The sequence below is a fragment of the Streptomyces dangxiongensis genome, assembly GCF_003675325.1.
Classification (GTDB): Bacteria; Actinomycetota; Actinomycetes; order Streptomycetales; family Streptomycetaceae; genus Streptomyces; species Streptomyces dangxiongensis.
In genome coordinates this window covers 4,228,903-4,255,489 of sequence record NZ_CP033073.1, presented here as the reverse complement: position 1 = coordinate 4,255,489, position 26,587 = coordinate 4,228,903, and the positions used below count along the sequence as shown (strand labels likewise).

Sequence of the window (26,587 nt, the reverse complement as noted above, 5' to 3'; positions counted from 1 at the left end):
GCGGCGACTCCACAGCAGCACCCGCCCGGATCACCGACTGGAGCCGCCCATGAGTCCCCGCGTCCCCCACCCCCCTCGCGCCCGGCACCGCAGAAGCCGTACGGCGCTCGCGTTCGGGCTGCCGCTCGCGCTGGCCGCCGCCGGCGCCCTCGGCTACGGCTTCCTCGGACCCGGTGCCCAGAACCGGGCCTCCGCCGCCCCCGCGTCCGCGCCGGCCTGGGCCACCGCCACCGCGGACGGCTTCGCCTCGGTGAACGCCCTCGGGCAGAACGGCACGTACGGCGGCCGGGGCGGCTCGATCGTCACCGTGAAGACACTCGCCGACCTGGAGAAGTACGCCACGGCCGACAAGCCGTACGTCATCGTCGTCGCCGCCGCGATCACCATGAACCCGGTCGGCAAGGAGATCAAGGTTGCGTCCGACAAGACGATCATCGGTTCCGGCACCTCGGGACAGCTAGTCGGCGGCGGCTTCTTCCTCGGCCAGGGCGTCCACAACGTGATCATCCGGAACCTCACCATCCGGGACGCGTACCAGGGCGTCTGGAACGACAAGGAGCACGACTTCGACGGCATCCAGATGGACGGCGCCCACCACGTCTGGATCGACCACAACGACATCCGGCACATGGCCGACGGACTCATCGACAGCCGCAAGGACACCACGTATTTGACCGTGTCCTTCAACCGGCTCGGCCAGGAGAACAAGGCGTTCGGCATCGGCTGGACCGAGAACACCACCGCCGACATCACGATCCACCACAACTGGATCCGCGAGACCGAGCAGCGCAACCCGTCCACGGACAACGTCGCCCACGCGCACCTGTACAACAACTACCTGGAGGACGACCCGGGCACGGCGATCACGTCCTCGTACGGCAACTACGCGCGCGGCAGGACCGGCATGCTGCTGGAGAACAGCTACTTCCAGGGCCTGACCAACCCGGTGATCCGGGACGCCACCGCCACCCTCGTCCAGCGCGGCAACATCTTCACCGGCACCACCGGCACCACCGGCCGCAACGAGAGCGGGGGCACGGGCGCCGCCTGGGACCCGAGGAGCTACTACCACTACACCCTCGACAAGGCCGCCGACGTGCCGTCCGTCGTGAAGTCCGGGGCCGGCCCGCGCGGTTCGCTCGGTACGACGGCCGCCACCACGGCCGGAACCGCCGCCACCCTCACCGTCGCCAAGGACGGCTCGGGCCAGTACACGACCGTGCAGGCCGCCGTGAACGCGGTACCCGCGAACAACCCCTCCCGGGTCGTCATCGCAGTCAAGCCGGGCACCTACCGGGAGACCGTCCGGATCCCGGCGAACAAGCCCCACGTCACCCTCCGGGGCACCGGCGCCAGCCGCAAGGACACCGTCATCGTCTACGGCAACGCCTCCGGGACGAGGAAACCCGACGGGTCGGGCACCTACGGCACCGGCGGCAGCGCCACCGTCGCCGTCGAGGCCGACGACTTCCAGGCCCGCAACCTCAGCATCACCAACGACTTCGACGAGCGCGCCCACCAGGACATCGCCCAGCAGGCGGTCGCCCTGCGCACCGCCGCCGACAAGGTGTTCCTCGACGGGATCATCGTCAGTGGCGACCAGGACACGCTGCTCCTCGACACCGCCGCCAAGGAGAGGCTCGGCCGGGTCTACCTGACCGACTCCTACGTCACCGGCAACGTGGACTTCGTCTTCGGGCGGGCCACCGCCGTCCTCGACCGGTCGGTCATCACCCTGAAGAAGCGGTGGGACGGCTCCTCCGCCGGCTATGTCACCGCGCCCAGCACCGCGGCCGGCCGCAAGGGCATCCTGATCGCCAACTCGGCCGTGACCGGCGACGTCTCCGACCGCTCCTTCTACCTGGGGCGGCCCTGGCACGCCGGCGGCGACGCCACCCTCGACCCGCAGACCACCGTCCGCAACACCACTCTGAGCGCCGCCGTCCGGACCGCACCGTGGACCGACATGAGCGGCTTCTCCTGGAAGGACGACCGCTTCGCCGAGTACAAGAACACCGGTCCCGGCGCGGGCGCGGCGAGCACCGACCGCCCCCTGCTGACCGACGCCCAGGCCGCCCGGCAGGAGGTCGCCGACTGGCTCGGCGACTGGACACCCACCGCGTCCTGAACCCCGGCCGTGGAACACCGGTGGCTCCGCACCCGCCGTCGCGGGTGCGGAGCCACCTGGGGGTCTCACCGGGGTCTCATCCAGTTCTCACCGCACGACGGTGATCCGGTCGGCCTTCGGCGGGGCGATCGGACCGGCGGCCGAGGAGTGCGCCGTCAGGTAGTCCGCCAGGGCGGTCAGGTCGTCGCCGCCGACCAGGTCGCCCGTGCCCTGGCCCAGGGCCGGGAAGCCGTCGCCGCCGCCCGCGAGGAAGCTGTTCGTGGCGACGCGGTAGGTGGCCGATGGGTCGATCGGCGCGCCGTTCAGCCGGATCGAGTCCGTCACCACGCGGTCCGCGCCCGACTTCGTCAGGTCCAGCGTGTACGTCAGCCCCGCCGACGGCTGGAGGATCTTCGGCGCCGCCTCGTTGGCCCCGCTCACCTGCTCCTTCAGCACCTGGATGAGCTGGGCGCCGGTGAAGTCCTGGAGGTTGACGGTGTTCGCGAACGGCTGGACCGTGAAGCCCTCGGCGTAGGTGACCACCCCGTCGCCCTCGGCGCCCTTGGCCGCGTAGGTCAGACCGGCCCGCACCCCGCCCGGGTTCATCAGGGCCAGGCTGGTCCTCTGGTCCAGTGCGCGGCCGTGGGCGAGCTGCGCGTCGGCGATCAGGTCGCCCATCGGGGACTCGGTGCCGGTGCTGTCGACGTCGGCGGAGACGTAGCCGATGGGGCGGTTGCCGATGGGGGCCGCCAGGGTGTTCCAGCGGGAGATCAGGTCGGTCATGTCCGGTGCCCTGGGGACGTCCCGGGTGACCACGTGGTTCGCGGACCTCACCGCCGTACGCGCGATGTCGCCGGTGCGGCGGTCGTACGTCAGCGTGGTGTCCGTGTAGAGCCGGCCGAAGGAGGCCGCGGAGGTCACCATGCGGGGCCGGCCGGACGGGTCGGGGACCGTGCAGACGTACGCCTGGTGGGTGTGGCCGGTGACCAGGGCGTCCACCGCCGGGGTGACGTTCTTGGCGATGTCCACGATCGGGCCGGACAGGCCCGCGCCGGCGCCCGCGGAGTCGCAGTCGTAGTTGTAGCTGCCGGAGGCCGGGTAGCCGCCCTCGTGGACGAGGGCCACGATCGACTGCACGCCCTGCCGCTGGAGCACCTTGGCGTACTTGTTGATCGTCTCGACCTCGTCCTTGAAGGTCAGTCCCTTGACGCCGTCCGCGGAGACGATGCCCGGGGTGCCCTCCAGGGTGACGCCGATGAAGCCGATGCGGACGTCCTTCTTCTTCCAGATCCAGTACGGCTTCAGGATCGGCTTGCCGGTCCTGTCGTCCAGGACGTTCGCGGCCAGGTAGGGGAAGTCCGCGCCGCGGAACCTCTTGCCGGTGTAGCAGCCGTCCGTCGGGTGGCAGCCACCGTTCTGGAGCCGGGCCAGCTCCCGGGCGCCCTCGTCGAACTCGTGGTTGCCGACCGAGGTGACGTCCAGGTCCAGCTTGTCCAGCGCCTCGACGGTCGGCTCGTCGTGGAACAGGCCCGACAGCAGCGGGGAGGCGCCGACCATGTCGCCGCCGGCCGCCGTGATCGAGTACGGGTGGCCCGTGCGGGCCCGGCGGAGGTGGGTGGCGAGGTACTCGACACCGCCCGCGTCGACCGTCCTCGTCGTACCGTCCGGCTGGAGTTCGCTGACCCGGCCGGAGGAACCGGCCGGCGGCTCCAGGTTGCCGTGCAGGTCGTTGAAGGAGAGTAGCTGCACGTCCTGGTAGCGGCCGTGACGGCTCCCGCTCTCGTGCGCGTCCGCCGGCAGCGCGGCGGTGAGCGCGGCCATCGTGGCGAGGCCTGCGGCGGTGGCGAGAAGACCGTACGTACGACGGCCGGTGCGCCGGGGCGCGGCTGGCATGGGGACCCCCCTGTGGGTCGGCTGTGCTGGCTCGGCGCAGCCTAGGGTCAACGCGCGTAGCGCGACAGGGGGTTCGGGGTCACATCCTGGTTTCGGCACTTCCCGCCGCCCGCCCCGTACCCTCATACGCATGAGCAGCGACGACACCGTACGGGCCTTTCCCGCCCGCTCCATCGACACCTACTCCGCGCTCACCCCGGACCGGGCCGAGGCCGTGCTGCGCCTGCTCGGCGAGGCGGCCCGGGTGGACGGCCAGCAGCCGGTGTCCGAGCAGGGCCGCCTCCAGCTCCGCGGAGGCACCCGTCCGGGCGTCTCCCACCTGCTGCTGACCGTCGAGGGGGAACCCGCCGGCTACGCCCAGCTTGAGGACACCGACCCGGTGGAGGCGCCGGCCGCCGAACTCGTCGTGCACCCGGCGCACCGCGGGCACGGGCACGGCCGGGCGCTGGGCTCGGCCCTGCTCGCCGCCTCCGGCAAGCGGCTGCGCGTGTGGGCGCACGGCGGGCATCCGGCCGCCCGGCACCTCGCCCAGGTCCTCGGACTGACCCTGTTCCGCGAACTGCGCCAGATGCGAAGGTCGTTGACCGATCTGGAGCTGCCCGCCCCGACGCTGCCCGAGGGTGTGACCGTGCGCGCCTTCGCGCCCGGCAAGGACGACGCGGCCTGGCTCGCGGTGAACGCCGCCGCCTTCGCCCACCACCCGGAACAGGGCTCGCTGACCCAGCGGGACCTGGACGCCCGCAAGGCCGAGCCCTGGTTCGACCCGGCCGGGTTCTTCCTCGCCGAGCGGGACGGGGAGCTGGTCGGCTTCCACTGGACCAAGACGCACGCCGAGGAGGGGCTGGGCGAGGTGTACGTCGTCGGTGTGCGCCCCGGCGCACAGGGCGGCGGCCTCGGCAAGGCCCTCACCACCATCGGCCTGCGCCACCTGGCCGCCCAGCAGCTACCGGCCGCGATGCTCTACGTCGACGCCGACAACAAGGCGGCGGTGTCGGTCTACGAGCGCCTGGGCTTCCGGGTCCACGAGACGGACCTGATGTACCGCACGGAGACGTGAGCCCCGCCGGGCGCCCGCGCGCGTGAGGGACCCCGGCGGCACCCGCGGCCGGGGTCCGGTGGATCAAGGTTGACTTTCACGCCCCCTTGCACCACCCTTTCACTACTTGATTAGTGAAAGGGTGGTGCAGCGGTGGTCGAATACCGCATCGACCGGCACAGCGGCGTGGCCACCTATGTACAGATCGTCCAACAGACCAAACAGGCCCTCCGCATGGGCCTGCTGGAACCGGGCGACCGCCTGCCCACGGCCCGCGAGGTGGTGGAGGCCACGGCCATCAACCCCAACACCGTCCTGAAGGCGTACCGCGAGCTGGAACGCGAGGGCCTGGTGGAGGCGCGGCGCGGACTCGGCACCTTCGTGCGCCGGTCCCTCGGCACCGCCCCCGCCGACTCCCCGCTGCGCACCGAACTGGAGCAGTGGGCGCGCAGCGCCCGCGCCGCCGGGCTGGAGCGGGACGACGTGGCCGCACTCTTCACCGCCGTACTCGACAAGCACTTCCAGGGAGACCCGTCATGAGCAGCGACACGGCGTTGAGAGCCGAGGCTCTCGGGAAACGATTCGGCCGCCGCGGGGCCTGGGCCCTGCGGGACTGCTCGTTCCGGCTGCCCCCCGGGCGCGTCTGCGCCGTCGTCGGCCCCAACGGCGCCGGCAAATCCACCCTGCTGGCCCTGGCCGCCGGCCTCACCGCCCCCACCGAGGGCACGGTGAGCGTCCTCGGCACCACACCCGCCGCGGCCCGCCCCCGGGTCGGCTACGTCGCCCAGGACAAGCCGCTCTACCCGCAGCTCACCATCGCCGAAACCCTGCGCATGGGCGCCGACCTCAACCCCGGCCACTGGGACACGGCCGTCGCCGAGCGCATCGTCCAGGGCGGCGACCTGGACCCCGAGGCCCGCGTCCGCTCCCTGTCCGGCGGCCAGCGCACCCGCGTGGCACTCGCCCTCGCCCTCGGCAAGCGGCCCGCCCTGCTGCTCCTCGACGAGCCCATGGCCGACCTGGACCCGCTGGCCCGGCACGAGCTGATGGGCACGCTCATGGCGGAGGCCGCCCAGTACGGCACCACCATCGTGATGTCGTCGCACGTCGTCGCCGAGCTGGAGGACTCCTGCGACCACCTGCTGCTGGTCGGCGGTGGCCGGATCCGGCTGGCCGGCGAGATCGACGAACTGCTCGCCGCCCACCTGCGGGTGACCGGCGCCGCCGACACCACCGCCCTCGGCGGGCACACCGTGGTGGAGTCCCGGGTCACCGGGCGCCAGCTCACCGCGCTGATCCGCCCGGCGGCACCGCTCCCCGGCGACTGGCACACCTCCGCACCCTCGCTGGAGGACCTGGTCCTCGCCCACCTGCGCAACCCCGCCGCTCCGGGCCTGACCGAGGAGAGTGCCGCATGACCGCCACCCTGACCGGCGCCACCGCCACGCCGGCCGCCGCGAGACCACGCCTGACCCGCTGGGTGCTGCGCCTGCACCGGCCCGCGCTGTACGCGTGGGCGGGCCTGGTGCTCGTCCTGGCGGCCCTGCTGCTCGCCCTGCGCGGCCCGCTCGCCGACGCCGCCGCCGAGGCCTGGCGGCAGTACGACGCCTGCGCCGGTGAGCGGTGCGGCTACGACCAGGCCGCGATCCTGCGCTACAAGGACTACTACAACTACGCCACCCTCGCGCTGAACGCGCTGCCCCTCCTGGTGGCCGCCTGGGCCGGCGCCGCCCTCACCGGCCGGGAACTGGAGTCCGGCACGGCCCTGCTGTCCTGGACGCAGGCCGCGTCACCGGCGCGCTGGCTGGCGGTCCGGCTGGCCGTCCCGGCGGTCGCCGTCTCCGCCGGGACCGCGCTGCTGTTCTGGCTGCACCACCTCGCCTGGGACGCGGGCCACGGCCGCATCCACACCGCCAAACCGTGGTCCGACCGCTGGACCTTCCACGCCAACGGCCCCAGCACTCTCGCCCTGGCCCTCGCCGGGCTCGCCGCCGGCACCCTCGCCGGCCTGCTGCTCCGCCGTACCCTGCCCGCGCTCCTGCTCGGCACGGCCGTCGCCGCCGGCATCCGGGGCCTGGCCGAGATCGCCCTGCCGCACCTGTGGCCCGCCGTCACCCGCCTCTCCACGATGGACCAGGGCTTCGTCGGCTCCGGCCTCACCGTCGACCAGGGCCTGGTCACCCGCACCGGCGCCCGCGTGCCCGTCCCCGCTTGCGACTCCGTCGACGGGTGCCGCAGCGCGTACGCCGGTTTCACCGGGCACTGGAACACCTACCACCCCCTCTCCCACTACTGGCCGCTCCAGCTCACCACCAGCGCGCTCGTCCTCGCCGTGGCCGGGCTGCTCGTCCTCGGCTGCTTCCTGGCCCTGCGCCGGCTGACGGGACCGGCCACCACCGCGGGCGGGGCCGCCACCGGAGGAACCACCGCATGACCGTCCTGCCCGCCACCGCCCGCCCGGCCATCGGCCGCACCCTGCTGCGGCTGCACCGCCCGGCCCTGCTCGTGTGGACGGCATTCGTGCTCCTCGTGGCCGGCGGACTGCTCTGGATCCACTTCTCGGCGGCGCCCCGGGACCGGTCCTGCCGGTCCGGCTGGTGCGCGTACACCGCGTTCACCGACACCGGCAACGTCATGAACCTCCTCGGCGAGGCCCTCTCCTACACCCCCTGCGCGGTCGCCGCCTGGGCCGGGGCCGCCCTGATCGGCCGCGAACTGGAGTCCGGCACCGCCGCGCTGGCCTGGACGCAGGGCGCCGGCCCGGTCCGCTGGCTGACCGCGAAACTGACCACGGCCGCGCTTCCCCTGCTCGCCGGCACCGCCGTGCTCGCCCTGACCTACAACACGGTGTGGTCCGCCGACCAGGACGTCCTGGTCAGCCACTGGGCCTGGGACCGCGTCTTCGTGCCGCGCGGCCCACTGCTGCCCGCGCTCACGCTGTGCGCCCTGGTCACGGGCGCCCTCGCCGGCCTGGCCCTGCGCCGTACGCTCCCCGCGCTCGCCGCCGCCTGCGCCGGCACCCTGGCCGTACGGCTGTACCTGCGCGAGCTGTGGCGGCCACTGCGCGGCCCCCTGCACGGCTTCTGGCCGCTGCACCTGGCCGCCACCGGCATGATCCTCGCCCTGACCGCGCTCGCCACCACCGCCGCCTACACGGTCCTGCACCGCCGGTCCGGCTGAGCCCCCCCGGCCCGCGCCCGGTCCGGTACGCCACCGCACGGCACGTACCGGACCGGGCCATTTCACGGCCGGGAACCCCTTGGAGCCGCCCCGCGCTATCCCGCACGTCATGTCTCCGTAACCACTGATTCAGACGGGCTTGCGACGCTCGGCCAATGAAGCCCGCCGTGCCAGAACCTTCGCCGCCCCCCGAGGGGCCCGCGGGGAACGGGGCCGTCACGCTCCCGCCCGCACGTTCCGACGCGCCTGAGTCACCCGCCGCGCGGAAGAATGGGTTCATGAGCCAGTCAGACACCCAGGCGGAAGTCCAGCACCCGCAGCCCTCCGTGGGCTCCCTCGCCGCACACCGCCCGCACACCGTGGCGGCCACGGTCTCCGATCTGGAACCCGACATCGACGCGGACCTCGACGCCTACGAGGAGTCGCACGCCGGCGGCAGCCCCCTGCCCCAGGGCCGCTTCCTCGACCGGGAACGTAGCTGGCTGGCCTTCAACGAACGCGTCCTGGAACTGGCCGAGGACCCGGCCACCCCCCTGCTGGAGCGCGCCAACTTCCTCGCGATCTTCGCCAGCAACCTCGACGAGTTCTTCATGGTCCGGGTGGCCGGCCTCAAGCGCCGTATCGCCACCGGCGTCGCCACCCGCTCCGCCTCCGGCCTCCAGCCGCGCGAGGTCCTGGAGATGATCTGGGCCCGCTCCCGCGAGCTGATGGCCCGGCACGCCGCCTGCTACCACGAGGACGTCGCCCCGGCACTCGCCGAGGAGGGCATCCACCTCGTCCGCTGGAACGAGCTGGCCGAGAAGGAGCAGGCACGGCTCTTCACCCTCTTCCGGCACCAGATCTTCCCGGTCCTCACCCCGCTGGCCGTGGACCCCGCGCACCCCTTCCCGTACATCTCCGGCCTCTCCCTGAACCTGGCCGTCATCGTGCGCAACCCGGTCAGCGGCCACCGGCACTTCGCGCGCGTGAAGGTGCCGCCGCTGCTGTCCCGCTTGCTGGAGAGCAGCCCCGGCCGCTACGTCCCCATCGAGGACGTCATCGCCGCGCACCTCGAAGAGCTGTTCCCGGGCATGGAGGTGCTGGAGCACCACACCTTCCGCCTCACCCGCAACGAGGACCTGGAGGTCGAGGAGGACGACACCGAGAACCTCCTCCAGGCCCTGGAGAAGGAACTCATGCGGCGCCGCTTCGGGCCGCCCGTGCGCCTGGAGGTCGAGGAGTCCATCGACCGCGAGGTCCTCGACCTCCTCGTGCGCGAGCTGAAGATCTCCGAGGCCGAGGTGTACCCGCTGCCGGGCCCCCTCGACCTCACCGGCCTCTTCCGCATCGCCTCCCTGGACCGGCCGGAGCTGAAGTACCGGAAGTTCGTCGCCGGCACCCACCGCGACCTCGCCGAGGTCGAGTCCGCGTCCGCGCCCGACGTCTTCGCGGCCCTGCGCGCCCGGGACGTCCTCCTGCACCACCCGTACGACAGCTTCTCCACCTCCGTGCAGGCCTTCCTGGAGCAGGCGGCGGCCGACCCGGACGTCCTCGCCATCAAGCAGACCCTGTACCGCACCTCCGGCGACTCCCCCATAGTCGACGCGCTCATCGACGCCGCCGAGTCCGGCAAGCAGGTCCTCGTCCTGGTCGAGATCAAGGCCCGCTTCGACGAGCACGCCAACATCAAGTGGGCGCGCAAACTGGAGGAGGCCGGCTGCCACGTCGTCTACGGCCTCGTCGGCCTGAAGACCCACTGCAAGCTGTCCCTCGTGGTCCGCCAGGAGGGCGACCTCCTGCGCCGGTACAGCCACGTCGGCACGGGCAACTACCACCCGAAGACGGCCCGCCTCTACGAGGACCTCGGCCTGCTCACGGCCGACCCCCAGGTCGGCGCGGACCTCTCCGACCTGTTCAACCGCCTGTCCGGCTACTCGCGCCGCGAGACCTACCGCCGGCTCCTGGTCGCCCCCAAGTCCCTGCGGGACGGCCTGGTCGCGCGGATCGACAAGGAGGCCCAGCACCACCGGGCCGGCCGGCCCGCGTTCGTCCGCATCAAGGTCAACTCGATGGTGGACGAGGCGGTCATCGACGCGCTGTACCGGGCGTCCCAGGCGGGCGTACCGGTCGACATCTGGGTCCGCGGCATCTGCGCCGTCCGCCCCGGCGTCGCCGGCCTGTCGGAGAACATCCGCGTCCGCTCCATCCTCGGCCGCTTCCTCGAACACTCCCGGGTGTTCATCTTCGGCAACGGCGGCGAACCCGAAGTGTGGTTCGGCAGCGCCGACATGATGCACCGCAACCTCGACCGCCGGATAGAGGCGCTGGTCCGGGTCGTCGACCCCGGCCACCGCGCCGTCCTGGACCGGCTGCTGGACACCGGCATGTCCGACACCACGGCCTCCTGGCACCTCGGCCCCGACGGCGAGTGGACCCGGCACGCGACCGACACGGACGGCCAGCCCCTGCGCAACGTCCAGGAGATGCTCATAGACGCCCGGAGGCGCCGGCGTGGCACAGCGACACCCTGACCCGACGGACACCCCGGCCGTGCCGGTCACCGGGGACGCCCTCGCGGGCTATCTGCGCGCCCGGGCGACGGAGTTCCTCCGCGCCCTGCGCCTGCACCGGGAGACCGGGGGCCAGAGCGGGGGTGCCCCCGCCCGGGCCCGCGCGGGGGCGGGCGGGGTCGTGGGCGGCACGGAGGAGTCCGTCGACGCCGCCCGCGCGCTGCGCCGCTCGGCCCGCCGCATCAGCGGCAGCCTGCACACCTTCCGCCCCCTGCTCGACCCCGACTGGTCCGAGGAGATGCGCCCGGAACTGGCCTGGCTGTCCGGCACGCTGGGCCTGGAGCACGCCTACGAGGCCCGGCTGGAGCGCCTGCTGCTGGCGTTGCAGCGGCTGTCGGGAGCGGCGGTCCTCCCCGGGCGTACGGCGGCCCCGGCCGCCGTCGGCCCCGGCGGCGGGCCCGACCGGCCGGCGGCGACAGCGGAGCGCAGCGCCCTCACGGTCGGCGCGGCGAAGGCGGGCGCGCTGCTCGAACGCCAGCTCACCCTGGCCCGGACACGGGCCCACTCCACGGCCCTCCAGGCCCTCGGCTCCTCCCGCTTCCACGCCGTCGCGGACAAGGTCGCCCTGCTCGCCAGCGAGGTGCCCCTCGCCCCCGCCGCGCCCACCACCGCCCTGCACACCCTCGCCAGGGCGGCCGAGGAACGCCTCACGGACGCCGTCGCCGCCCTCCCCCTGGTCACCGCCGGCCACCCCTACAACGCGGAGGCCCTGGTCCACGGCCTGTCCCCCGAGCCGTCACCGCACCCCCAGGACGGCCCCTGGCACCAGGTCCGCCTGCTGCTGCGTCTGCACCGGTACGCCCACGAGGTCCTGCACGGCACCGGCACCGCCGCGCCTGTGGACCTGCGCCTGCTGACGGCGGGCCAGGCCCTCAACCGCCACCGGGACGCCTCGGAGGCGGCAGCGGCGGCGGCCCAGGCGGCCCGCACCCCCCGCATCACCCCGGCCACGGCCTACGCCCTCGGCGTCCTGCACGCCGACCAACGCCACGAGGTCGAAGCGTCCCGCTTCACCTTCCAACAAGCCTGGCAGAAACACACGGCCAACGCCCCCTGAGCACAGCGCCGAAAGCCGCACCCCCCCCCACCGGCCACGGACGCCCGGCGCCTGCCAGGCGCGCGGGGCGGTGGGGTTGAGGCCTGTCACCGGGCCGGGCGCGGACGCCCCATGGGGCCAGGCGGTCGACCGCGTTGCCGCGGCACCGGGCGTCGGCCACCGGCGGCCGGGACCTGCCGTGCCCGCCGGCCCCGCGCGGCCGCCGTCACTGGAGCGTTGTGTGGCCCTCCGCGTCCGTGCGGGCCTGGCTGCGGGCTCGGCGGGCGGGGCCGCGCCAGCCGCAACTGCATCTGGCCACGCAGAAACGGCCCTGCTCGGCCGTCGTCGTGAGGTGTTCCTGCCCGGGCCGGGCACGCTCCGGCCCGTCCTGCTGCGCCGCGGTGACTGCCACGCCGACAACGGTACCCATCCGCGGACCGACCCACCCTCGCGCCCCTTCCCGGCTTCCCGGGGCTTCCCCGGGCTTTCCGGGCCGCCGCCCCGGCCCCGGCCCGGCCGTGCCCGCGGCGGCGCGTGACGGCGTTCCCCAGCCGTCGTTATCCGGACGACAGGGGGACCCGTGACGGACACTCCGGCTGGGGGTAGGCAGGCGATGGATCGGCGGCAGGACAGACGCGCGGGCAGGACGGTCGTCGCGGTGGGCATCCTCCTCGGCCTCGGGGCGGGCGCCGCCGGCTGTGCCGGCAGCGGGGCCGCCGCCGAGGACGTCAAGGGCGGCGGCGATCCGGTCGCCGTGCTGCACCGGGCGGCCGACGCGCTGCGCGACGCGGGCAGTTCCAAGGCCGGCACCTCGATGGAGATGGCGACGGGCGGCACCCGGGTCACCATCCGCGGCCGGGGTGTCTACGACTACCGGCGCCGCCTGGGCCGGCTCACCGTCATGCTGCCCGAGGATCCCGCGGGCGCCTCCGAGCACCGGCCCATCACCGAACTCCTCGCCCCGGGCGCACTGTTCATGAAGAACCGGGGCGCGGGCGTGCCCGCCGACAAGTGGGTGCGGGTGGACAGCGCGACGCTGTCCGACGGCAACCTGGTCACCGGCGGCGCGACCGACCCGTACGCGGCGGCCGAGGTGCTGCGCGGAACGCGGCAGGCGGTCTTCGTCGGCCGGACCCGGGTCGGCGGGACGGCGGTCCGGCACTACCGGGGCACCGCCGACCTGGCCCGTGCGGCCCGGTCCGCCTCCGCCGGCAACAGGGCGTCCCTGGCCGCGGCGGCGAAGGGCTTCGCGACGGCCGCGGTGCCGTTCGACGCCTACCTGGACGACCAGGGCCGCATCCGCAAGCTCCGCCAGCGCTTCAGCTTCGTCAACGGCCGCCGCAAGGCCACCGTCGCGGTCGCCTCGACCCTGCTGCTGTACGACTTCGGCGTCCCCGCCGAGGTGCGGCTGCCGGCGCCGGCGGACATCTACGCCGGCCGGGTCGCCGAGCGCGCCACCACCGGCAGGATCGGAAACAGGCCAGCGCACTAGTCCGGGATGCCACCCCGTAAGTAGCCCGTCCGTGCCATGCGCGGTGTGTCGGCCGCTGCCTACTCTAGGAAGTCGGTGACGGCGGGGAAGAGGTGAGGCGGGTGGCTCCGGTCGGTGGTACGGCGGTTCAGGACCACGTGGCTCTCGCCGAGATCGAGCTGTGCGGGGAGCTGATCATCGCGGCGTCGGCCGCCGAGGACCGGCTCAGTCCGGAGAGCATCGACGAGGTGCTGCGGGTGGCTAAGGAGCGGGATCCGGCCTGACGGCGGCCCCGACCGGGGCCGGGCGGCTCAGGTGCGCAGCAGGCGGCCGATCGCCTTCGTCGCCTCGTCCACCTTCGCGTCGATCTCGTCACCGCCCTTGACGGCCGCGTCGGCGACGCAGTGCCGCAGGTGCTCCTCCAGCAGTTGCAGCGCGAAGGACTGGAGCGCCTTGGTGGAGGCGGAGACCTGGGTGAGTATGTCGATGCAGTAGGTGTCCTCGTCCACCATGCGCTGGAGCCCGCGGATCTGGCCCTCGATCCGGCGCAGCCGCTTGAGGTGCTCGTCCTTCTGCTGGTGGTAGCCGTGCGTGGCGCCGGCCTCGGTCGTCGTCATCGCTGGCCTCCGTCGCGGAACGAGCTGCGGACAAAAGGGATACATACCCCCTGTGGGTATATGGTAACGAACTTTGCGGGGTAGGGAGGCCTTGGAACGCCCCCGTGCTGATCACCGAGGTTCATGGGCGACACTGGGGGACGGCCCGTTAGCCGTGGCCGGATGATGCGCCTAGCATCAGCCTGACCGAAACCGAAGCACCCCGAGGACCCCACGTGCGCTTTCGTCTGACCCCCAGGGAGACGAGCTTCTACGACATGTTCGCCGCGTCCGCGGACAACATCGTCACGGGCTCGAAGCTCCTGATGGAACTGCTCGGGGCGGACTCCTCCGCCCGGGCCGAGATCGCCGAGCGTATGCGGGCCGCGGAACACGCAGGTGACGACGCCACGCACGCGATCTTCCACCAGTTGAACTCCTCCTTCATCACGCCCTTCGACCGCGAGGACATCTACAACCTCGCGTCGTCCCTCGACGACATCATGGACTTCATGGAGGAGGCCGTCGACCTGGTCGTCCTCTACAACGTCGAGGAACTGCCCAAGGGCGTCGAGCAGCAGATCGAGGTCCTGGCCAGGGCGGCCGAGCTGACGGCCGAGGCCATGCCGAACCTGCGGACCATGGACAACCTCACCGAGTACTGGATCGAGGTCAACCGGCTGGAGAACCAGGCGGACCAGATCCACCGCAAGCTGCTCGCCCAGCTCTTCAACGGCAAGTACGACGCGATCGAGGTGCTGAAGCTCAAGCAGATCGTGGACGTCCTGGAAGAGGCGGCGGACGCGTTCGAGCACGTGGCGAACACGGTGGAGACCATCGCCGTCAAGGAGTCCTGAGGCGTCGATGGACACCTTCGCCCTGATCGTGACCGTCGCGGTCGCGCTCTTCTTCACGTACACCAACGGTTTTCACGACTCCGCGAACGCGATCGCCACCTCGGTGTCGACGCGGGCGCTGACCCCGCGGGCGGCCCTCGCCATGGCGGCCGTGATGAACCTCGCCGGCGCCTTCCTCGGTTCCGGGGTCGCCAAGACGGTCAGCGAGGGCCTGATCGAGACACCCCAGGGCTCGAAGGGGATGGGCATCCTCTTCGCCGCGCTGGTCGGCGCGATCGTCTGGAACCTGGTCACCTGGTACTTCGGGCTGCCCTCCTCGTCGTCCCACGCGCTGTTCGGCGGCATGGTGGGCGCGGCGCTGGCCGGGGGCACGGACGTGCTCTGGAGCGGCGTCCTCGACAAGGTCATCATCCCGATGTTCGTGTCGCCGTTCGTCGGTCTGATCGTCGGCTACCTGATGATGACCGCGATCATGTGGCTCTTCCGGCGGTCGAACCCGCACAAGGCCAAGCGGGGCTTCCGCATCGCGCAGACCGTCTCGGCGGCCGGCATGGCGCTCGGCCACGGCCTCCAGGACGCCCAGAAGACCATGGGTGTCGTGGTGCTGGCCCTGGTGATCTCCGGCAACGCGACGTTCGACGACCCGATCCCGGTGTGGGTGAAGCTCGTCTGCGCGCTGATGCTCTCGCTCGGCACCTACGCCGGCGGCTGGCGGATCATGCGCACGCTGGGCCGCAAGATCATCGAACTCGACCCGCCGCAGGGGTTCGCCGCGGAGACGACGGGCGCGTCGATCATGTTCACCACCGCCTTCCTCTTCAAGGCGCCGATCTCCACGACCCACGTGATCACCTCGGCGATCATGGGCGTGGGCGCGACCAAGCGTGTCAACGCCGTCCGCTGGGGCGTGGCGAAGAACATCGTCCTCGGCTGGTTCATCACGATGCCGGCCGCCGCGCTGGTCGCCGCCGCGGCCTTCGGGATCGTCAACCTCGTGGCGCTCTGACCGGCAACGCGTCGGGCCCGCCCCCGGGATCCGGGGGCGGGCCCTTCTGCGTCCTCGCGGTGGCACCGCCATGCAGCACCGCGAGGGGTTCCTGGGGTCAGCCGAAGCGGCCCGAGATGTAGTCCTCGGTGGCCTGGACGGACGGGTTGGAGAAGATCCGCTCGGTGTCGTCGATCTCGATCAGCCGGCCGGGCTGCCCGACCGCCGACAGGTTGAAGAACGCCGTACGGTCCGAGACCCGCGCCGCCTGCTGCATGTTGTGCGTCACGATGACGATCGTGAAGCGCTCCTTCAGCTCGGAGATCAGGTCCTCGATGGCGAGCGTGGAGATCGGGTCCAGCGCCGAGCAGGGCTCGTCCATCAGCAGGACGTCCGGTTCGACCGCGATCGCGCGGGCGATGCACAGACGCTGCTGCTGGCCGCCGGAGAGGCCGGAGCCCGGCTTGTTCAGGCGGTCCTTGACCTCGTTCCAGAGGTTCGCGCCCTTGAGCGACTTCTCGACGACGTCGGTCAGCTCGCTCTTCTTGTAGCTGCCGTTCAGCCGCAGGCCCGCCGCCACGTTGTCGAAGATCGACATGGTGGGGAACGGGTTCGGGCGCTGGAAGACCATGCCCACCTCGCGGCGGACCGACACCGGGTCGATACCGGTGCCGTACAGGTCCTCGTCGTCGAGCAGCACCTTGCCCTCGACACGGCCACCCGGGGTGACCTCGTGCATCCGGTTCAGCGTGCGCAGGAACGTCGACTTGCCGCAGCCGGAGGGGCCGATGAACGCCGTCACCGAGCGCGGCTCGACGGTCATCGAGATGTCTTCGATCGCCTTGTGGGAGCCGTAGTAGGCGGTGAGTCCGCTCACGTCGATTCGCTTGGCCATTACTACTTCACTTCCAGTCAGTCGCCTGGCGGCCCCCGGTCGGCGGCCGGCCACGCGGCGGTAGCCGCGGATTGTCAGCGCGGGGCCTTCCAGCGGGCGATACCGCGGGCCACCAGGTTGAGGATCATCACGAAGGCGATCAGCGTGAGGGACGCCGCCCACGCGCGGTCGTACGCCGCGTTGGCGCCCGCGCTCTGCGCGTACTGCTGGTAGATGTACAGCGGCAGCGACGCCTGGGCGCCCTCGAACGGGTTGTTGTTGATGAACGGGTTGCCGAAGACGAGCAGCAGCACCGGCGCCGTCTCGCCCGCGATACGGGCGATGGCGAGCATGATGCCGGTGGTGATGCCGCCGATGGACGTCGGCAGGACCACCTTCAGGATGGTCCGCCACTTCGGCACGCCGAGCGCCAGGGAGGCCTCGCGCAGCTCGTTCGGGACGAGCTTGAGCATCTCCTCGGTGGAGCGGACGACGACCGGCATCATCAGGATGGCCAGGGCCAGCGAACCGGCGAAGCCGAACGGCTGCATCTTGAAGATGAGCATCAGGCTGAGGATGAACAGACCGGCGACGATCGACGGGATGCCCGTCATGACGTCGACGAAGAACGTCACCGCCTGCGACAGGCGGCCCCGCCCGTACTCGACCAGGTAGATCGCGGTGAGCACACCGATCGGGGCGCCGATGACGGTGGCGAGGCCGACCTGCTCCAGGCTGCCGATGATGGCGTGGTAGATGCCGCCGCCGGCCTCGGAGTCGGCGACGACACCCATGGAGTGGCTGAGGAAGTAGAAGTCGAGGACCTTCACACCGCGCGAGACGGTCGTCCACCCCAGGGAGACCAGCGGGACGACGGCGAGCAGGAAGGCGACCCAGACGAGCGAGGTGGCGATCCGGTCCTTGGCCTGCCGGCGGCCCTCGACCCGGGTGGCGATGCCGTAGGTGCCCAGGACGAAGAGGATCGCGGCGATCAGGCCCCACTGGACCTTGCTGTGCAGGCCGCCGGCCAGTCCGATGACGACCGCGAGGGCGACCGAACCGGCGGCGATGGCCCACGGGGACCACTTCGGCAGGCGGGCGCCGCGCAGCGAGCCGGGGCGCTTGTCGGTGACGGCTGCGGTGCTCATGCGTTGGCCCCCGAGTACTCCTTGCGGCGGGCGATGATCGCGCGGGCCGCGCCATTGACCACCAGCGTGATGACGAACAGGACCAGACCGGAGGCGATCAGCGCGTCGCGGCCCTGCTCGGTGGCCTCGCCGAACTTGCTGGCGATGTTCTGGGCGAAGGTGCCGCCGCCCGGGTCGAGCAGGCTGAGGTGGACGTCGTAGTCCGGGGAGAGCACGGTGGCCACGGCCATCGTCTCGCCGAGGGCGCGGCCGAGGCCGAGCATCGACGCGGAGATCACACCGGAGCGGCCGAAGGGCAGGACGGACATGCGGACGACCTCCCAGCGGGTGGCGCCGAGGGCCAGCGCGGCCTCCTCGTGCATCCGCGGGACCTGCCGGAAGACCTCACGGCTGACGTTGGTGATGATCGGCAGGATCATGATCGCCAGCAGGATGCCGACGGTGAGCATGGCGCGGGGGGCTCCGCCGTTCCAGGTGAACAGGCCGGTCCAGCCGAGGTAGGTGTCCAGCCAGCCGTACAGGCCCTGCATGTGCGGGACGAGGATGAGGGCGCCCCACAGGCCGTAGACGATGGACGGCACGGCGGCGAGCAGGTCGATCACGTAGGCGATGAGGCCGCTCAGCCGGCGCGGGGCGTAGTGGGTGAGGAAGAGCGCGATCGCGACGGCGATCGGCACCGCGATGACCATGGCGACGATCGAGGAGACGACCGTGCCGAAGGCCAGCACCGCGATGCCGAACACCGGCGGGGTGAGGTTGGTGTTCCACTCGAAGGTGGTGAGGAAGTTCCCGTCGTCCTTGCTGATCGCGAGGGAGGCACGGTAGGTGAGGAACACCGCGATCGCGCCCATCACCACCAGCAGCAGGATGCCGGAGCCGCGGGACAGGCCCAGGAAGATCCGGTCACCGGGGCGGGCCGCGCCACGGGACGTGCGCTTCTGCCCGGTCACCGCGGGCTGGGGGCTGGGAGGGGGAACGTCGGTCGTCGTCGATATGTCCATCGGGTTCTCCGGTCTGCGGAGCCGCGCCCCCACCGGGGGCCGCGGCTCGTGGCGGCGGTGCACCGGACGGTGCGGCCCGGACCTCGGCGGTACCGGGCCGCACTCTCGGATCAGGTCAGCTCAGGCCCTCGATGGTGGTGCGGACCTTGGCGATGATCTCGTCGGGGATCGGGGCGTAGTCGTTCTGCGCCAGCACCTTCTGGCCGTCCTCGCCGGCGATGTAGCGCAGGAACGCCTTGGTGGCGGGCAGGGTGTCGGCCTTGTTGCCCTTGTCGCAGACGATCTCGTAGGTGACCAGGGTGATCGGGTAGGCGCCGTCGGCCTTGGTCTTGTAGTCGAGCTGGAGCGCCAGGTCCTTGCCGGTGCCGACGACCTTGGCGGCTGCGATGTCGGCGGTGGCGGAGTCGGTCGACGGCTTCACCGGGGACTTGGCGCCGGTGTCGATGGAGACCGTGGTGATGTCCTTGGCGTAGGACAGCTCGAAGTAGCCGATCGCGCCGGAGTTCTGCTTCACGCCCTGGGCCACACCGGCCGAACCGGACGCCGCCTGGCCGCCCTTGGCCTGCCAGGCCTTGCCGCCGGAGTACTTCCAGTTGTCCGGGGTGGTGGCGATCAGGTACTTGGTGAAGTTGTCCGTGGTACCGGAGTCCTCGGAGCGGTGGAACGCCTGGATCTTCAGGTCGGGCAGGTTCGCGCCGGGGTTGAGCTGCTTGATCGCCGCGTCGTTCCACTTGGTGATCTTGGCGTCGAAGATCTTGGCGATCGTCGGGGCGTCCAGGACCAGGTTGTCGACACCCGGGACGTTGTAGCCGAGGGCGATCGGGCCGCCGACCATAGGCAGGTCGATGCCCTGGCCGCCGGAGCAGACCTTCTTGGAGGCGGCGACCTCTTCGGGCTTCAGCGCGGAGTCCGAACCGGCGAAGGCGATCTGCCCCTGGTTGAAGGAGGTGACACCGGCACCCGAGCCGGCGCCCTTGTAGTTGATCTGCACGTGGCAGGCCTGGGAGAAGGCCTTGACCCAGGCGTCGATCGCGTTCTTCTGCGCGGAGGAGCCGTCCGCGAGTAGCTGACCCTTGGCGTCATCACACTTGACCGAGCCGGCGCCCGCCGACGCGGAGGTGTTGCCCGACGCCTTGCCACCGTCGCCGTTGTCGTCCGAGCCGCACGCCGTCAGTGCCAGGGCGCCGGAGACGGCGACAGCACCGAGAGAGAGGGCGCGCAGCCGGTTCTTGCGCTGAAGCTTCACTTCTGGTGGTTCCTTCCAGGAGCCGCCGCTGTCGGCGGCGCGCGAGGGTCGAAAAGGTGCATGAATGCGTTGAGCGCGTTCATGCCCGCACTCAGCACCCGGTACGGCCGAAATTAGGCAGAACAGGTGAAGCCACCGATGGCCCGAAGTGAACGAGGAGTGAACCCCTGCCGTCGGCCCGGTGAGGTCACGGAATGCTCACGGTGAGAACACGTGGAGGTTCCGACGGCCGGCTTGCCCGGACGTATATTCGATGCTCTTCATCCGGTCGGGGGAACCCTACGGCGCGGGGCGTCGTCTCGTTCCCCGAGAGCCGAGGAAAGGCGACGGACATGGAACGGCGCACGTTCATCTCGGGCGGCACGGCCGCCCTGGCGACGACCGCACTGACCGCGTGCGGTGCGGGCGGAGGCGGTTCCGCCCCGGCCGCGGCGCCCCCGGGCACACCGTCACCGACGGGTTCGTCCTCGCTGACGGCTCTGCGGACCACCAGCGCGAGCGCCGCCGCGAACTGGGCCGCCCTCGCACGCGACCTCGACGGCACCCTGGTGCGGCCCGGTGACGCCTCCTGGAAGACGGCCCACCAGCTCTACAACACCCGCTTCGACGGCCTCAAACCGGCCGCGGTGGCCTACGTCGCGCACCCCGCCGACATCCGTACGACCCTGGCCTACGCCCGCGCGCACCACATCAAGGTGTCGATACGCAACGGCGGCCACTCCTACGCCGGCTACTCCTCCGGCGACAACCGGCTCGTCCTCGACGTCTCCCGGCTCAACCGGGTCCGGGCCGGCGGCGGCCAGGCCGTGGTGGGCGCCGGCGCCAAGCTGATCGACGTCTACCGCGGGCTCGCCGCCAAGGGCGTGACCCTGCCCGCCGGCTCCTGCCCCACCGTCGGCATCTCCGGCCTGGTGCTCGGCGGCGGCCACGGCGTCGCCTCCCGCGCCTACGGCCTGACCTGCGACAGCCTCACCCAGGCCACCCTCATCACCGCGGACGGCACCCAGGTCACCGCGGACGCCACCCACCACGCCGACCTGTTCTGGGCGCTGCGCGGCGCCGGCAACGGCAACTTCGGCGTCGTCACCGAGCTGCACTTCCGCACGCATCCGGCACCGCAGGCCGTGACCGCCTACCTGACCTGGCCCTGGTCCAAGGCCGCCAAGGTGCTCAAGGCCTGGCAGGAGTGGGGCCCGAGCCAGCCCGACGAGATCTGGTCCTCCCTGCACCTGTCGTGCTCCCCCGGCCGCACCCCGGCCGTCTCGGTCTCCTGCTTCTCCCTCGGCACCTACGGCGAACTCCAGAACGCCGTGGACCGCCTGGCCCACCGGGCCGGCGCCGACGCCGCCTCCGTCACCCTGCGCCGCCGCGGTTACGAGGAGGCGATGGAGATCTACGCCGGCTGCTCCTCCTTCTCCGCCGACGCCCAGTGCCACCTGCCCGGCTCCACCCCGGGCCGCTCCCCGCAGGGCAAGCTGGGCCGGGAGACGTACGCGGCCCGCTCCGACTTCTTCGACCGCTCACTGTCCGCGGCCGGCATCCAGACCGTGCTCAAGCAGATCACCGCCGTACGGGGCGGCGCGGGCAGTGTCGCGTTCACCGCGCTCGGCGGCGAGGTCAACCGGGTCTCGCCGACCGCGACCGCGTTCGTCCACCGCCGCTCCCGGATGCTGGCCCAGTACCTCGTCTCCTGGGGCGCGGGCGCCTCCGGCGGCACCGCCCAGACCTGGCTGACCTCGGCCCACAGCGCGATGAAGCCGTACGCCTCGGGCGCCGCCTACCAGAACTACACCGACCCGACCCTGAAGGACTGGAAGCAGGCGTACTACGGGGACGCGGCCACCCGGCTGGGCAAGGTCAAGAAGCAGTACGACCCCCAGCGCTTCTTCTCCTACACGCAGGGGCTGTAGCGGCAGCGGCCGCCGGGTGCCGTCCCCCGGCGGGGGACACCGGCTGCCGGGCCGTCGTGGCCGTCCGTGCGGCTCCTCGCGCCCTGGGAGGGGCTCAGCCGCCGTCCGCCGCGCCGACGCCGTACCCGGCCGTCCCGCGCGGGCACCCGCAGCGGCTCACGCGGCCAGGTCCCGTTCCTCGGACTCCGCCGGGCGGTGGGCGCCGGCGAGGACCGGGACGCCCGGCGCCGAGCGCCGCCGCACCAGCCCGCCCACCCTCGGCGAGCGCTCCACGGCCCGCATCAGCGGCGTCAGCAGGGCCGTGGCCGCCGGGGACAGGAGCAGGACGACCGCCGTACCGAGCGCGAAGCCGCCGACGACGTCCGTCGGGTAGTGCACGCCCATGTAGACCCGGCAGAAGCCCTCCAGCAGGGCCAGGCCGATGCCCACGAGGCCGAAGCGGCGGTGGGCGACGAAGAGACCGACCCCGAGCGCCATCGTGATCGTCGCGTGGTCGCTGACGAAGGAGAAGTCGTTCTTCCCGGAGACGAGGACGTCCAGGCCCTGGTGGTCCAGGAAGGGGCGGGGGCGCCGCACGAAGCCCCGTATCGGGACGTTCACCAGCACCGCCAGGCCGGCCGCCAGCGGGGCCCACACCAGCGCGGCCACCGAGGGCGCCGCGTCCTCACCGCCCCGGCGCCGCACCGACCACCAGCACCACACGAGCAGCAGCACCATGGCGAGCAGCAGGCCGTACTCGCCGACGAACTCCATGACCCGGTCCCACCAGTGCGGTGCGTCTTTGGCCAGGCCATTGATGTCGTAGAGCAGGTCGACGTCGGGGTTCGATCCGGAATCGGCGAGTACAGCCATGGTGCTGCGGCCCCTTCGTCGTTCGTCCGGACGCACCGGGTGTGCGTCGCTCCTGCCCCCTGTGGTACGTAGATCCGCTTCCGCTGCACTGCCGCACTGACGTCCGCTCGGCTACGACAACAGGAACGCACAGCCACCATTCATACGTTCCACTCTCCACCGAATGATCACGCAGACGTTATCGAAGAGAGACTCATCGCCGCAGCTCAGGGGGTGGGTTCACACTCGGTTCAGACCCTCGTGGGGAGTGCTTTTGCGCCATCTTCGGTGACCCGGGTCGCCCCGAAGTAGTCCGGGGTGTCGATGGGGTCGAACCGGATCACGGCACCCGTCCGCGGCGCGTCGATCATGTATCCGCCGCCGACGTAGATGCCCACGTGCCGGATGGCCCGGGAGTCGGTGAGATTGTCCGAGAAGAACACCAGGTCGCCGGGGAGGAGCTGGTCCCGCGAGGGGTGCGGGCCGGCGTTGTACTGGTCGTTGGCGACGCGGGGCAGGGTGATGCCCACCTTCTCGTAGGCGGCCTTGGTCAGACCCGAGCAGTCGAAGCGTCCGCCCTGGTCGGCGGTGCCGTTGCCACCCCACAGATAAGGCGTGCCGAGCCTGCTCTGCGCGAAGGCGATGGCACCCGCCGCCGCCCGGGTGGGGTCCAGCCGGCTGACCGGCGCGGCGAAGCTCTCCTCCAGGCTGCGGATGCGCTGGACGTAGTTCCGCGTCTCGCTGATGGCCGGAACACCCCGCGCCCTTATGACGCGGTAGGCGCCCGCGTTGTAGGCGGCGAGCATGTTGTCGGAGACATTGCCGGGGACGTCCTTGACGTACTTGGCCAGCTCGCAGTCGTACGACGCGGCCGACGGGATCGCGTCATTCGGGTCCCAGATGTCGCGCCTGCCGTCGCCGTTGCCGTCGATGCCGTGGGTCGCCCACGTGCTCGGGATGAACTGGGCGATGCCGCGGGCGTCGGCCGGGCTGACCACCGTCGGGTTCCACCCGCTCTCCTGGTAAAGCTGGGCGGCGAGCAGCGCCGGACTGAGCGCCGGGCACAGATTGCCCCACTGCTGCACCAGCGACTTGTAGGCGGCCGGTACGGCGCCCTTGGCGAGCCCCCGGGCACCCGAGGTCGCGCCGTTGACCAGGTTCCCGGCCACGATGTACACCCCGACGACGAGCAGCATGACGAAGCCCATGCCGAGCGCGACGGCCGCCCCACCGAACACCCATACCTTCCGCACGGTTCAACTTTCCCCCACGCGGACGCCGTTCAAGGCCATTTGGACGCGAAGTGGCGTCATTTCGCGGCTGTACCACCGCACTGACGCCCCCTCAGGACGCGGACATCGCGTCCCGGTACAGCTCGGCCGCCTCGCCGCCCAGCACCACGCTGTAGGAGACGTCGGCCGTGGCCCCGCCCTGCTCGTGGCCGCCGATGACCCCGACGACCTGGCCGTCACCGTTGACCCAGGGACTGCCGCTGGTGCCACCGGTGAAGTCCGGGCACTCGACGCGCTGCTGGGTGTCGCTGCGCGAGGCCGGCTTGTCGGTGCAGGTGACGGGCGCCTCGCGGGAGTCCGGGTAGCCGATGACGGTCACGGCGGTGGCACCGGTGGCCACCCCGGCCGCGAACCGGTTGGCCCCGACGACGTCCTCGAGCCGCTCACCGTCCCGCTCGGCGACGGCGGCGAAGGCGAGGTCACTGTCCTCGTCCTGACCGCTGGTCCACGCGTCGGGCAGGAACCGCCGCATCACCTTCCACATCCCGAACGGCGCCTGTCCGTCCCGGTAGCCCGGCGCGAACACCAGATCGCCGTCATCGCCGTCCACGCAGTGCGCGGCGGTGACGATGAGGTCGCCGCGCGGACTGTGCACCACGGAGGCGGTGCAGAAGTGGCCACCGGCCGGCCTGCCCGCCCGGTCCGCGTCGAACAGCGCCCCGACCCGCGCGCTCTGGCGGGTCGCGACCGCATCGGCCGTGACCCCGAGAGGCCCCGGCCCGTCGTCGGCGGCGGCCACCGACGCCGAGGTCAGCGCGAGCATCACCACCGCGCCGAGCAGCGCGGGCCGGGAGGTGACCGAGATGCGTGAGATGCGTGAGATGCGCTTCATCAAGCCCCACTCTGTCCCACGAAGCTGAGAAACCCGCTCCGACATCACTGAGATTGTCCTGTGAACATCGGGTGCCCCGCCACCGCAGAGCCGAAAGCCCAAGGGACAGCAGGGGCGCGGCCGCGCCCGGGACGACCGTTGGGAGGCCGTACCGGCCGGCCGCCGAAGGACGGCGGGGACTGCGGCCCGGTCTCCTTGTCCGCTTGATCACCGATGGAAGAGACTGGTGTCCTTCGTATGTCGCGGGGAACGGCGGGGGAGACGAGCGATGACCACCATGCGAACCGGCACGGTCCAGGAGGCGGCCGGATCGCCGCCGCCCCCACCGAGGGCCGGCCGGAACCGGCTGGTGGGCGCGGCACTGCTGCTCTCGTCCCTCGCCGCCGCACTGACCTGCCACTTCGTCTTCACCACCTGGCTGCCCGGCGATCGCGCCCTGTACCGGGAGTACGAGGCGGCCAAGGCGTGCCCCGCCCGCACGGTGACACCGAGGTCGGAGGACTGCCTGCGAAAGGTCACCTTCACCGTCGAGGACACCCGGAAGACCCCCAAGTACATGCGGGCGACCCTGCACGGTCGCGAGCCCTTCCCCGAGATGGTCGTGCCGTTCGGCGACTCCGGACCGGTGCTGAGCGAGCTAGAGCGGGGGGACCGGGTCACCGCAACCCTCTGGCGCGGCGTCGTCGTGGTGGTCGCCGCCGGGGACGACCGGCAGAACTCCTCCGACGCGCCGCGCGACGAACCCCAGATGACCGCCGCCCTCGGCACGTTCACGGGGCTGCTGGCGGCCCTGGCGCTGCTGTTCGGCGTGATGCGGCTGGCCAGGCCGCGCGGCCCCGGCCTCTTCACCTGGCGCCCGTACGGCATGTGGCTGTGCCTCGTCACGGTGGCCGCCTGCACCGTCGTGGGCTTCCTCACCGTGTGGGCGGGCCTCCCCTGGCTGCTCGTGCCCACGGTCTGCGGGACGGTCGTCGCAGGCACGGCGTGGCTGCTCCACCGAGACCTGCGGCACGGACGGGTCGGACGGTAGCCACGCCGACGATGACGGCCGGGTCGGCCACGGCATCCGCCCCACCGCCCGTGAGAACATCGGCACGAAGCCTCACCCGACCGGCCGTCAGACACCGCGCCCGAGAACGACGGCGGCCGTGAAAGAGGTCAACGACCGCACCACACGCCAGGTTCCGCTTCGACCTCATTGCCCGCGGTGACCTGCCGTGATACACAGAGTGACCGTGCGGGCCATTCGCACGAAACCCGCCAGTCAATGACGCCAAGTCGACATACGTAGGCGGCGTTGTCGGCGACAATGAGGCCTGACCTCTGCACACCGCAGAGGCTCACGCGGAACTACCCACCAGGGGCGGTGACTTACATGCTCTTTGCGGCCGACAAGGGAGACATCAACACCATCATCGGCGGGATCGCTCCGGACTGGGGCCCCTTCGGCAGCCTGGGCAACGAGGCCAAGGTGATGATCGAGGTGGTCATGGCCGTGGCCATCCTCCTCTGCCTCGGTCTCGCGGTATGGGGCGCGGCCAAGCAGCGCATCGGCGCCACGGCCCTGCGGGACACCTTCAGCGCGGAACAGGGCAAGGGCCTGATCATCGCCGGCCTCACCGGAGTCTTCATCATCGGCTCCCTCGGCACCCTGTTCACCATCGTGTACGGCATGGCGGTGTAACCCCTCCCCTCCCGGGCACGCCCGGCCACGGCTGTCCCCTCCACCCCACCCACCCGTCG

25 protein-coding genes are annotated in these 26,587 nt (G+C 71.8%); 15 read left to right on the top strand and 10 right to left on the bottom strand.

All coding sequences use genetic code 11. From position 1 onward, the window contains the following. The first annotated feature begins 49 nt into the window (after positions 1-49). Complete coding sequence (locus D9753_RS19015; protein WP_121788083.1) at positions 50-2,128, top strand: pectinesterase family protein; 2,079 nt, start codon at positions 50-52, stop codon at positions 2,126-2,128. An 87-nt stretch (positions 2,129-2,215) separates the two neighbouring features. Here the strand turns inward: D9753_RS19015 and D9753_RS19010 are convergent, their stop codons facing one another. After that, the gene (locus tag D9753_RS19010; RefSeq protein WP_121788082.1) at positions 2,216-4,000 is read right to left on the bottom strand and encodes a bifunctional metallophosphatase/5'-nucleotidase; all 1,785 of its coding nucleotides are present in this window, start codon (positions 3,998-4,000) and stop codon (positions 2,216-2,218) included. Positions 4,001-4,130: 130 nt separating this feature from the next. Between D9753_RS19010 and mshD the strand changes: the two genes are divergently transcribed. The 7 genes from mshD (at position 4,131) to D9753_RS18970 (ending at position 11,822) form a co-directional block, all read left to right on the top strand. Beyond that, the gene (mshD, locus tag D9753_RS19005) at positions 4,131-5,057 is read left to right on the top strand and encodes a mycothiol synthase (RefSeq protein ID WP_121788081.1); all 927 of its coding nucleotides are present in this window, start codon (positions 4,131-4,133) and stop codon (positions 5,055-5,057) included. A gap of 132 nt (positions 5,058-5,189) precedes the next feature. Next, a complete protein-coding gene (locus D9753_RS19000; RefSeq protein WP_121788080.1) occupies positions 5,190-5,576 on the top strand; it encodes a GntR family transcriptional regulator in 387 nt (128 codons plus the stop codon). After that, complete coding sequence (locus D9753_RS18995) at positions 5,573-6,454, top strand: ABC transporter ATP-binding protein (protein ID WP_121788079.1); 882 nt, start codon at positions 5,573-5,575, stop codon at positions 6,452-6,454. The genes D9753_RS19000 and D9753_RS18995 overlap by 4 nt, the downstream gene beginning before the upstream one ends. Next, complete coding sequence (locus tag D9753_RS18985; RefSeq protein ID WP_163010733.1) at positions 6,451-7,470, top strand: ABC transporter permease; 1,020 nt, start codon at positions 6,451-6,453, stop codon at positions 7,468-7,470. The genes D9753_RS18995 and D9753_RS18985 overlap by 4 nt, the downstream gene beginning before the upstream one ends. After that, positions 7,467-8,216: a hypothetical protein gene (locus D9753_RS18980; protein WP_121788076.1), complete on the top strand. Its 750-nt coding sequence runs from the start codon at positions 7,467-7,469 to the stop codon at positions 8,214-8,216. Before D9753_RS18985 ends, D9753_RS18980 begins: the two co-directional genes overlap by 4 nt. Positions 8,217-8,371: 155 nt before the next feature. Beyond that, positions 8,372-10,726 (top strand): RNA degradosome polyphosphate kinase, encoded by a 2,355-nt coding sequence (locus D9753_RS18975; protein WP_205614197.1) that lies wholly within the window; start codon positions 8,372-8,374, stop codon positions 10,724-10,726. Next, the gene (locus tag D9753_RS18970; protein ID WP_121788074.1) at positions 10,707-11,822 is read left to right on the top strand and encodes a CHAD domain-containing protein; all 1,116 of its coding nucleotides are present in this window, start codon (positions 10,707-10,709) and stop codon (positions 11,820-11,822) included. Before D9753_RS18975 ends, D9753_RS18970 begins: the two co-directional genes overlap by 20 nt. A gap of 205 nt (positions 11,823-12,027) precedes the next feature. Here D9753_RS18970 and D9753_RS18965 read toward each other — a convergent pair whose 3' ends face one another. Continuing rightward, on the bottom strand, positions 12,028-12,213 hold the full coding sequence (locus D9753_RS18965) for a hypothetical protein (protein WP_121791155.1): 186 nt from the start codon (positions 12,211-12,213) through the stop codon (positions 12,028-12,030). Between the two features lie 201 nt (positions 12,214-12,414). Between D9753_RS18965 and D9753_RS18960 the strand changes: the two genes are divergently transcribed. Next, the gene (locus D9753_RS18960; protein ID WP_121788073.1) at positions 12,415-13,293 is read left to right on the top strand and encodes a hypothetical protein; all 879 of its coding nucleotides are present in this window, start codon (positions 12,415-12,417) and stop codon (positions 13,291-13,293) included. A gap of 101 nt (positions 13,294-13,394) precedes the next feature. Further along, entirely contained in the window at positions 13,395-13,556 is a 162-nt protein-coding gene (locus D9753_RS36595) for a hypothetical protein (RefSeq protein WP_163010732.1), read from the top strand. Positions 13,557-13,583: 27 nt separating this feature from the next. Here the strand turns inward: D9753_RS36595 and D9753_RS18955 are convergent, their stop codons facing one another. After that, the gene (locus D9753_RS18955) at positions 13,584-13,889 is read right to left on the bottom strand and encodes a metal-sensitive transcriptional regulator (RefSeq protein WP_121788072.1); all 306 of its coding nucleotides are present in this window, start codon (positions 13,887-13,889) and stop codon (positions 13,584-13,586) included. A gap of 215 nt (positions 13,890-14,104) precedes the next feature. Between D9753_RS18955 and D9753_RS18950 the strand changes: the two genes are divergently transcribed. Further along, a complete protein-coding gene (locus tag D9753_RS18950; protein ID WP_121788071.1) occupies positions 14,105-14,725 on the top strand; it encodes a DUF47 domain-containing protein in 621 nt (206 codons plus the stop codon). Between the two features lie 7 nt (positions 14,726-14,732). Beyond that, positions 14,733-15,731, top strand: coding sequence for an inorganic phosphate transporter (locus tag D9753_RS18945; RefSeq protein WP_121788070.1), 999 nt, complete (start codon positions 14,733-14,735; stop codon positions 15,729-15,731). A gap of 97 nt (positions 15,732-15,828) precedes the next feature. Here the strand turns inward: D9753_RS18945 and pstB are convergent, their stop codons facing one another. The 4 genes from pstB to pstS all read right to left on the bottom strand — a co-directional run bounded on the left by pstB (position 15,829) and on the right by pstS (position 19,979). Further along, on the bottom strand, positions 15,829-16,605 hold the full coding sequence (gene pstB, locus D9753_RS18940; RefSeq protein WP_121788069.1) for a phosphate ABC transporter ATP-binding protein PstB: 777 nt from the start codon (positions 16,603-16,605) through the stop codon (positions 15,829-15,831). Positions 16,606-16,679: 74 nt separating this feature from the next. Next, positions 16,680-17,732, bottom strand: coding sequence for a phosphate ABC transporter permease PstA (pstA, locus tag D9753_RS18935; protein ID WP_121788068.1), 1,053 nt, complete (start codon positions 17,730-17,732; stop codon positions 16,680-16,682). Next, positions 17,729-18,733 (bottom strand): phosphate ABC transporter permease subunit PstC, encoded by a 1,005-nt coding sequence (pstC, locus tag D9753_RS18930; protein ID WP_121788067.1) that lies wholly within the window; start codon positions 18,731-18,733, stop codon positions 17,729-17,731. Before pstC ends, pstA begins: the two co-directional genes overlap by 4 nt. Before the next feature lie 115 nt (positions 18,734-18,848). After that, a complete protein-coding gene (gene pstS, locus D9753_RS18925; RefSeq protein ID WP_121788066.1) occupies positions 18,849-19,979 on the bottom strand; it encodes a phosphate ABC transporter substrate-binding protein PstS in 1,131 nt (376 codons plus the stop codon). A 332-nt stretch (positions 19,980-20,311) separates the two neighbouring features. On the opposite strand from pstS, the gene D9753_RS18920 reads away from it, so the two are divergent. Next, positions 20,312-21,889: an FAD-binding oxidoreductase gene (locus D9753_RS18920; protein WP_121788065.1), complete on the top strand. Its 1,578-nt coding sequence runs from the start codon at positions 20,312-20,314 to the stop codon at positions 21,887-21,889. 156 nt (positions 21,890-22,045) lie between these two features. On the opposite strand, the gene D9753_RS18915 is transcribed toward D9753_RS18920, so the two are convergent. The 3 genes from D9753_RS18915 to D9753_RS18905 all read right to left on the bottom strand — a co-directional run bounded on the left by D9753_RS18915 (position 22,046) and on the right by D9753_RS18905 (position 24,844). After that, positions 22,046-22,741 carry a phosphatase PAP2 family protein gene (locus D9753_RS18915; RefSeq protein WP_121788064.1) on the bottom strand — a complete coding sequence of 232 codons (696 nt, stop codon included), beginning with the start codon at positions 22,739-22,741 and terminating at the stop codon, positions 22,046-22,048. 230 nt (positions 22,742-22,971) lie between these two features. After that, positions 22,972-23,973, bottom strand: coding sequence for a C40 family peptidase (locus tag D9753_RS18910; protein ID WP_121788063.1), 1,002 nt, complete (start codon positions 23,971-23,973; stop codon positions 22,972-22,974). 91 nt (positions 23,974-24,064) lie between these two features. Beyond that, positions 24,065-24,844, bottom strand: a complete 780-nt coding sequence (locus D9753_RS18905; protein ID WP_205614196.1) for a trypsin-like peptidase domain-containing protein — start codon at positions 24,842-24,844, stop codon at positions 24,065-24,067. A 268-nt stretch (positions 24,845-25,112) separates the two neighbouring features. Between D9753_RS18905 and D9753_RS18900 the strand changes: the two genes are divergently transcribed. Beyond that, the gene (locus D9753_RS18900; protein WP_121788062.1) at positions 25,113-25,874 is read left to right on the top strand and encodes a hypothetical protein; all 762 of its coding nucleotides are present in this window, start codon (positions 25,113-25,115) and stop codon (positions 25,872-25,874) included. A gap of 345 nt (positions 25,875-26,219) precedes the next feature. Further along, positions 26,220-26,528 (top strand): hypothetical protein, encoded by a 309-nt coding sequence (locus D9753_RS18895; protein ID WP_016436843.1) that lies wholly within the window; start codon positions 26,220-26,222, stop codon positions 26,526-26,528. Positions 26,529-26,587: the final 59 nt, after the last annotated feature.

Excerpts from the sequence above, each read along its gene's own strand:
- pstB (WP_121788069.1), bottom strand. The coding sequence starts at position 16,605 with ATGGCCAAGCGAATCGACGTGAGCGGACTCACCGCCTACTACGGCTCC.
- D9753_RS18920 (WP_121788065.1), top strand. The coding sequence starts at position 20,312 with ATGGAACGGCGCACGTTCATCTCGGGCGGCACGGCCGCCCTGGCGACG.
- D9753_RS18980 (WP_121788076.1), top strand. The coding sequence starts at position 7,467 with ATGACCGTCCTGCCCGCCACCGCCCGCCCGGCCATCGGCCGCACCCTG.
- D9753_RS18955 (WP_121788072.1), bottom strand. The coding sequence starts at position 13,889 with ATGACGACGACCGAGGCCGGCGCCACGCACGGCTACCACCAGCAGAAG.
- D9753_RS19010 (WP_121788082.1), bottom strand. The coding sequence starts at position 4,000 with ATGCCAGCCGCGCCCCGGCGCACCGGCCGTCGTACGTACGGTCTTCTC.
- D9753_RS18900 (WP_121788062.1), top strand. The coding sequence starts at position 25,113 with ATGACCACCATGCGAACCGGCACGGTCCAGGAGGCGGCCGGATCGCCG.
- D9753_RS18975 (WP_205614197.1), top strand. The coding sequence starts at position 8,372 with ATGAAGCCCGCCGTGCCAGAACCTTCGCCGCCCCCCGAGGGGCCCGCG.
- D9753_RS18960 (WP_121788073.1), top strand. The coding sequence starts at position 12,415 with ATGGATCGGCGGCAGGACAGACGCGCGGGCAGGACGGTCGTCGCGGTG.
- D9753_RS18995 (WP_121788079.1), top strand. The coding sequence starts at position 5,573 with ATGAGCAGCGACACGGCGTTGAGAGCCGAGGCTCTCGGGAAACGATTC.
- D9753_RS18895 (WP_016436843.1), top strand. The coding sequence starts at position 26,220 with ATGCTCTTTGCGGCCGACAAGGGAGACATCAACACCATCATCGGCGGG.
- D9753_RS19015 (WP_121788083.1), top strand. The coding sequence starts at position 50 with ATGAGTCCCCGCGTCCCCCACCCCCCTCGCGCCCGGCACCGCAGAAGC.
- D9753_RS18945 (WP_121788070.1), top strand. The coding sequence starts at position 14,733 with ATGGACACCTTCGCCCTGATCGTGACCGTCGCGGTCGCGCTCTTCTTC.
- pstA (WP_121788068.1), bottom strand. The coding sequence starts at position 17,732 with ATGAGCACCGCAGCCGTCACCGACAAGCGCCCCGGCTCGCTGCGCGGC.
- D9753_RS18905 (WP_205614196.1), bottom strand. The coding sequence starts at position 24,844 with ATGAAGCGCATCTCACGCATCTCACGCATCTCGGTCACCTCCCGGCCC.
- D9753_RS18985 (WP_163010733.1), top strand. The coding sequence starts at position 6,451 with ATGACCGCCACCCTGACCGGCGCCACCGCCACGCCGGCCGCCGCGAGA.
- pstC (WP_121788067.1), bottom strand. The coding sequence starts at position 18,733 with ATGGACATATCGACGACGACCGACGTTCCCCCTCCCAGCCCCCAGCCC.
- D9753_RS18915 (WP_121788064.1), bottom strand. The coding sequence starts at position 22,741 with ATGGCTGTACTCGCCGATTCCGGATCGAACCCCGACGTCGACCTGCTC.
- mshD (WP_121788081.1), top strand. The coding sequence starts at position 4,131 with ATGAGCAGCGACGACACCGTACGGGCCTTTCCCGCCCGCTCCATCGAC.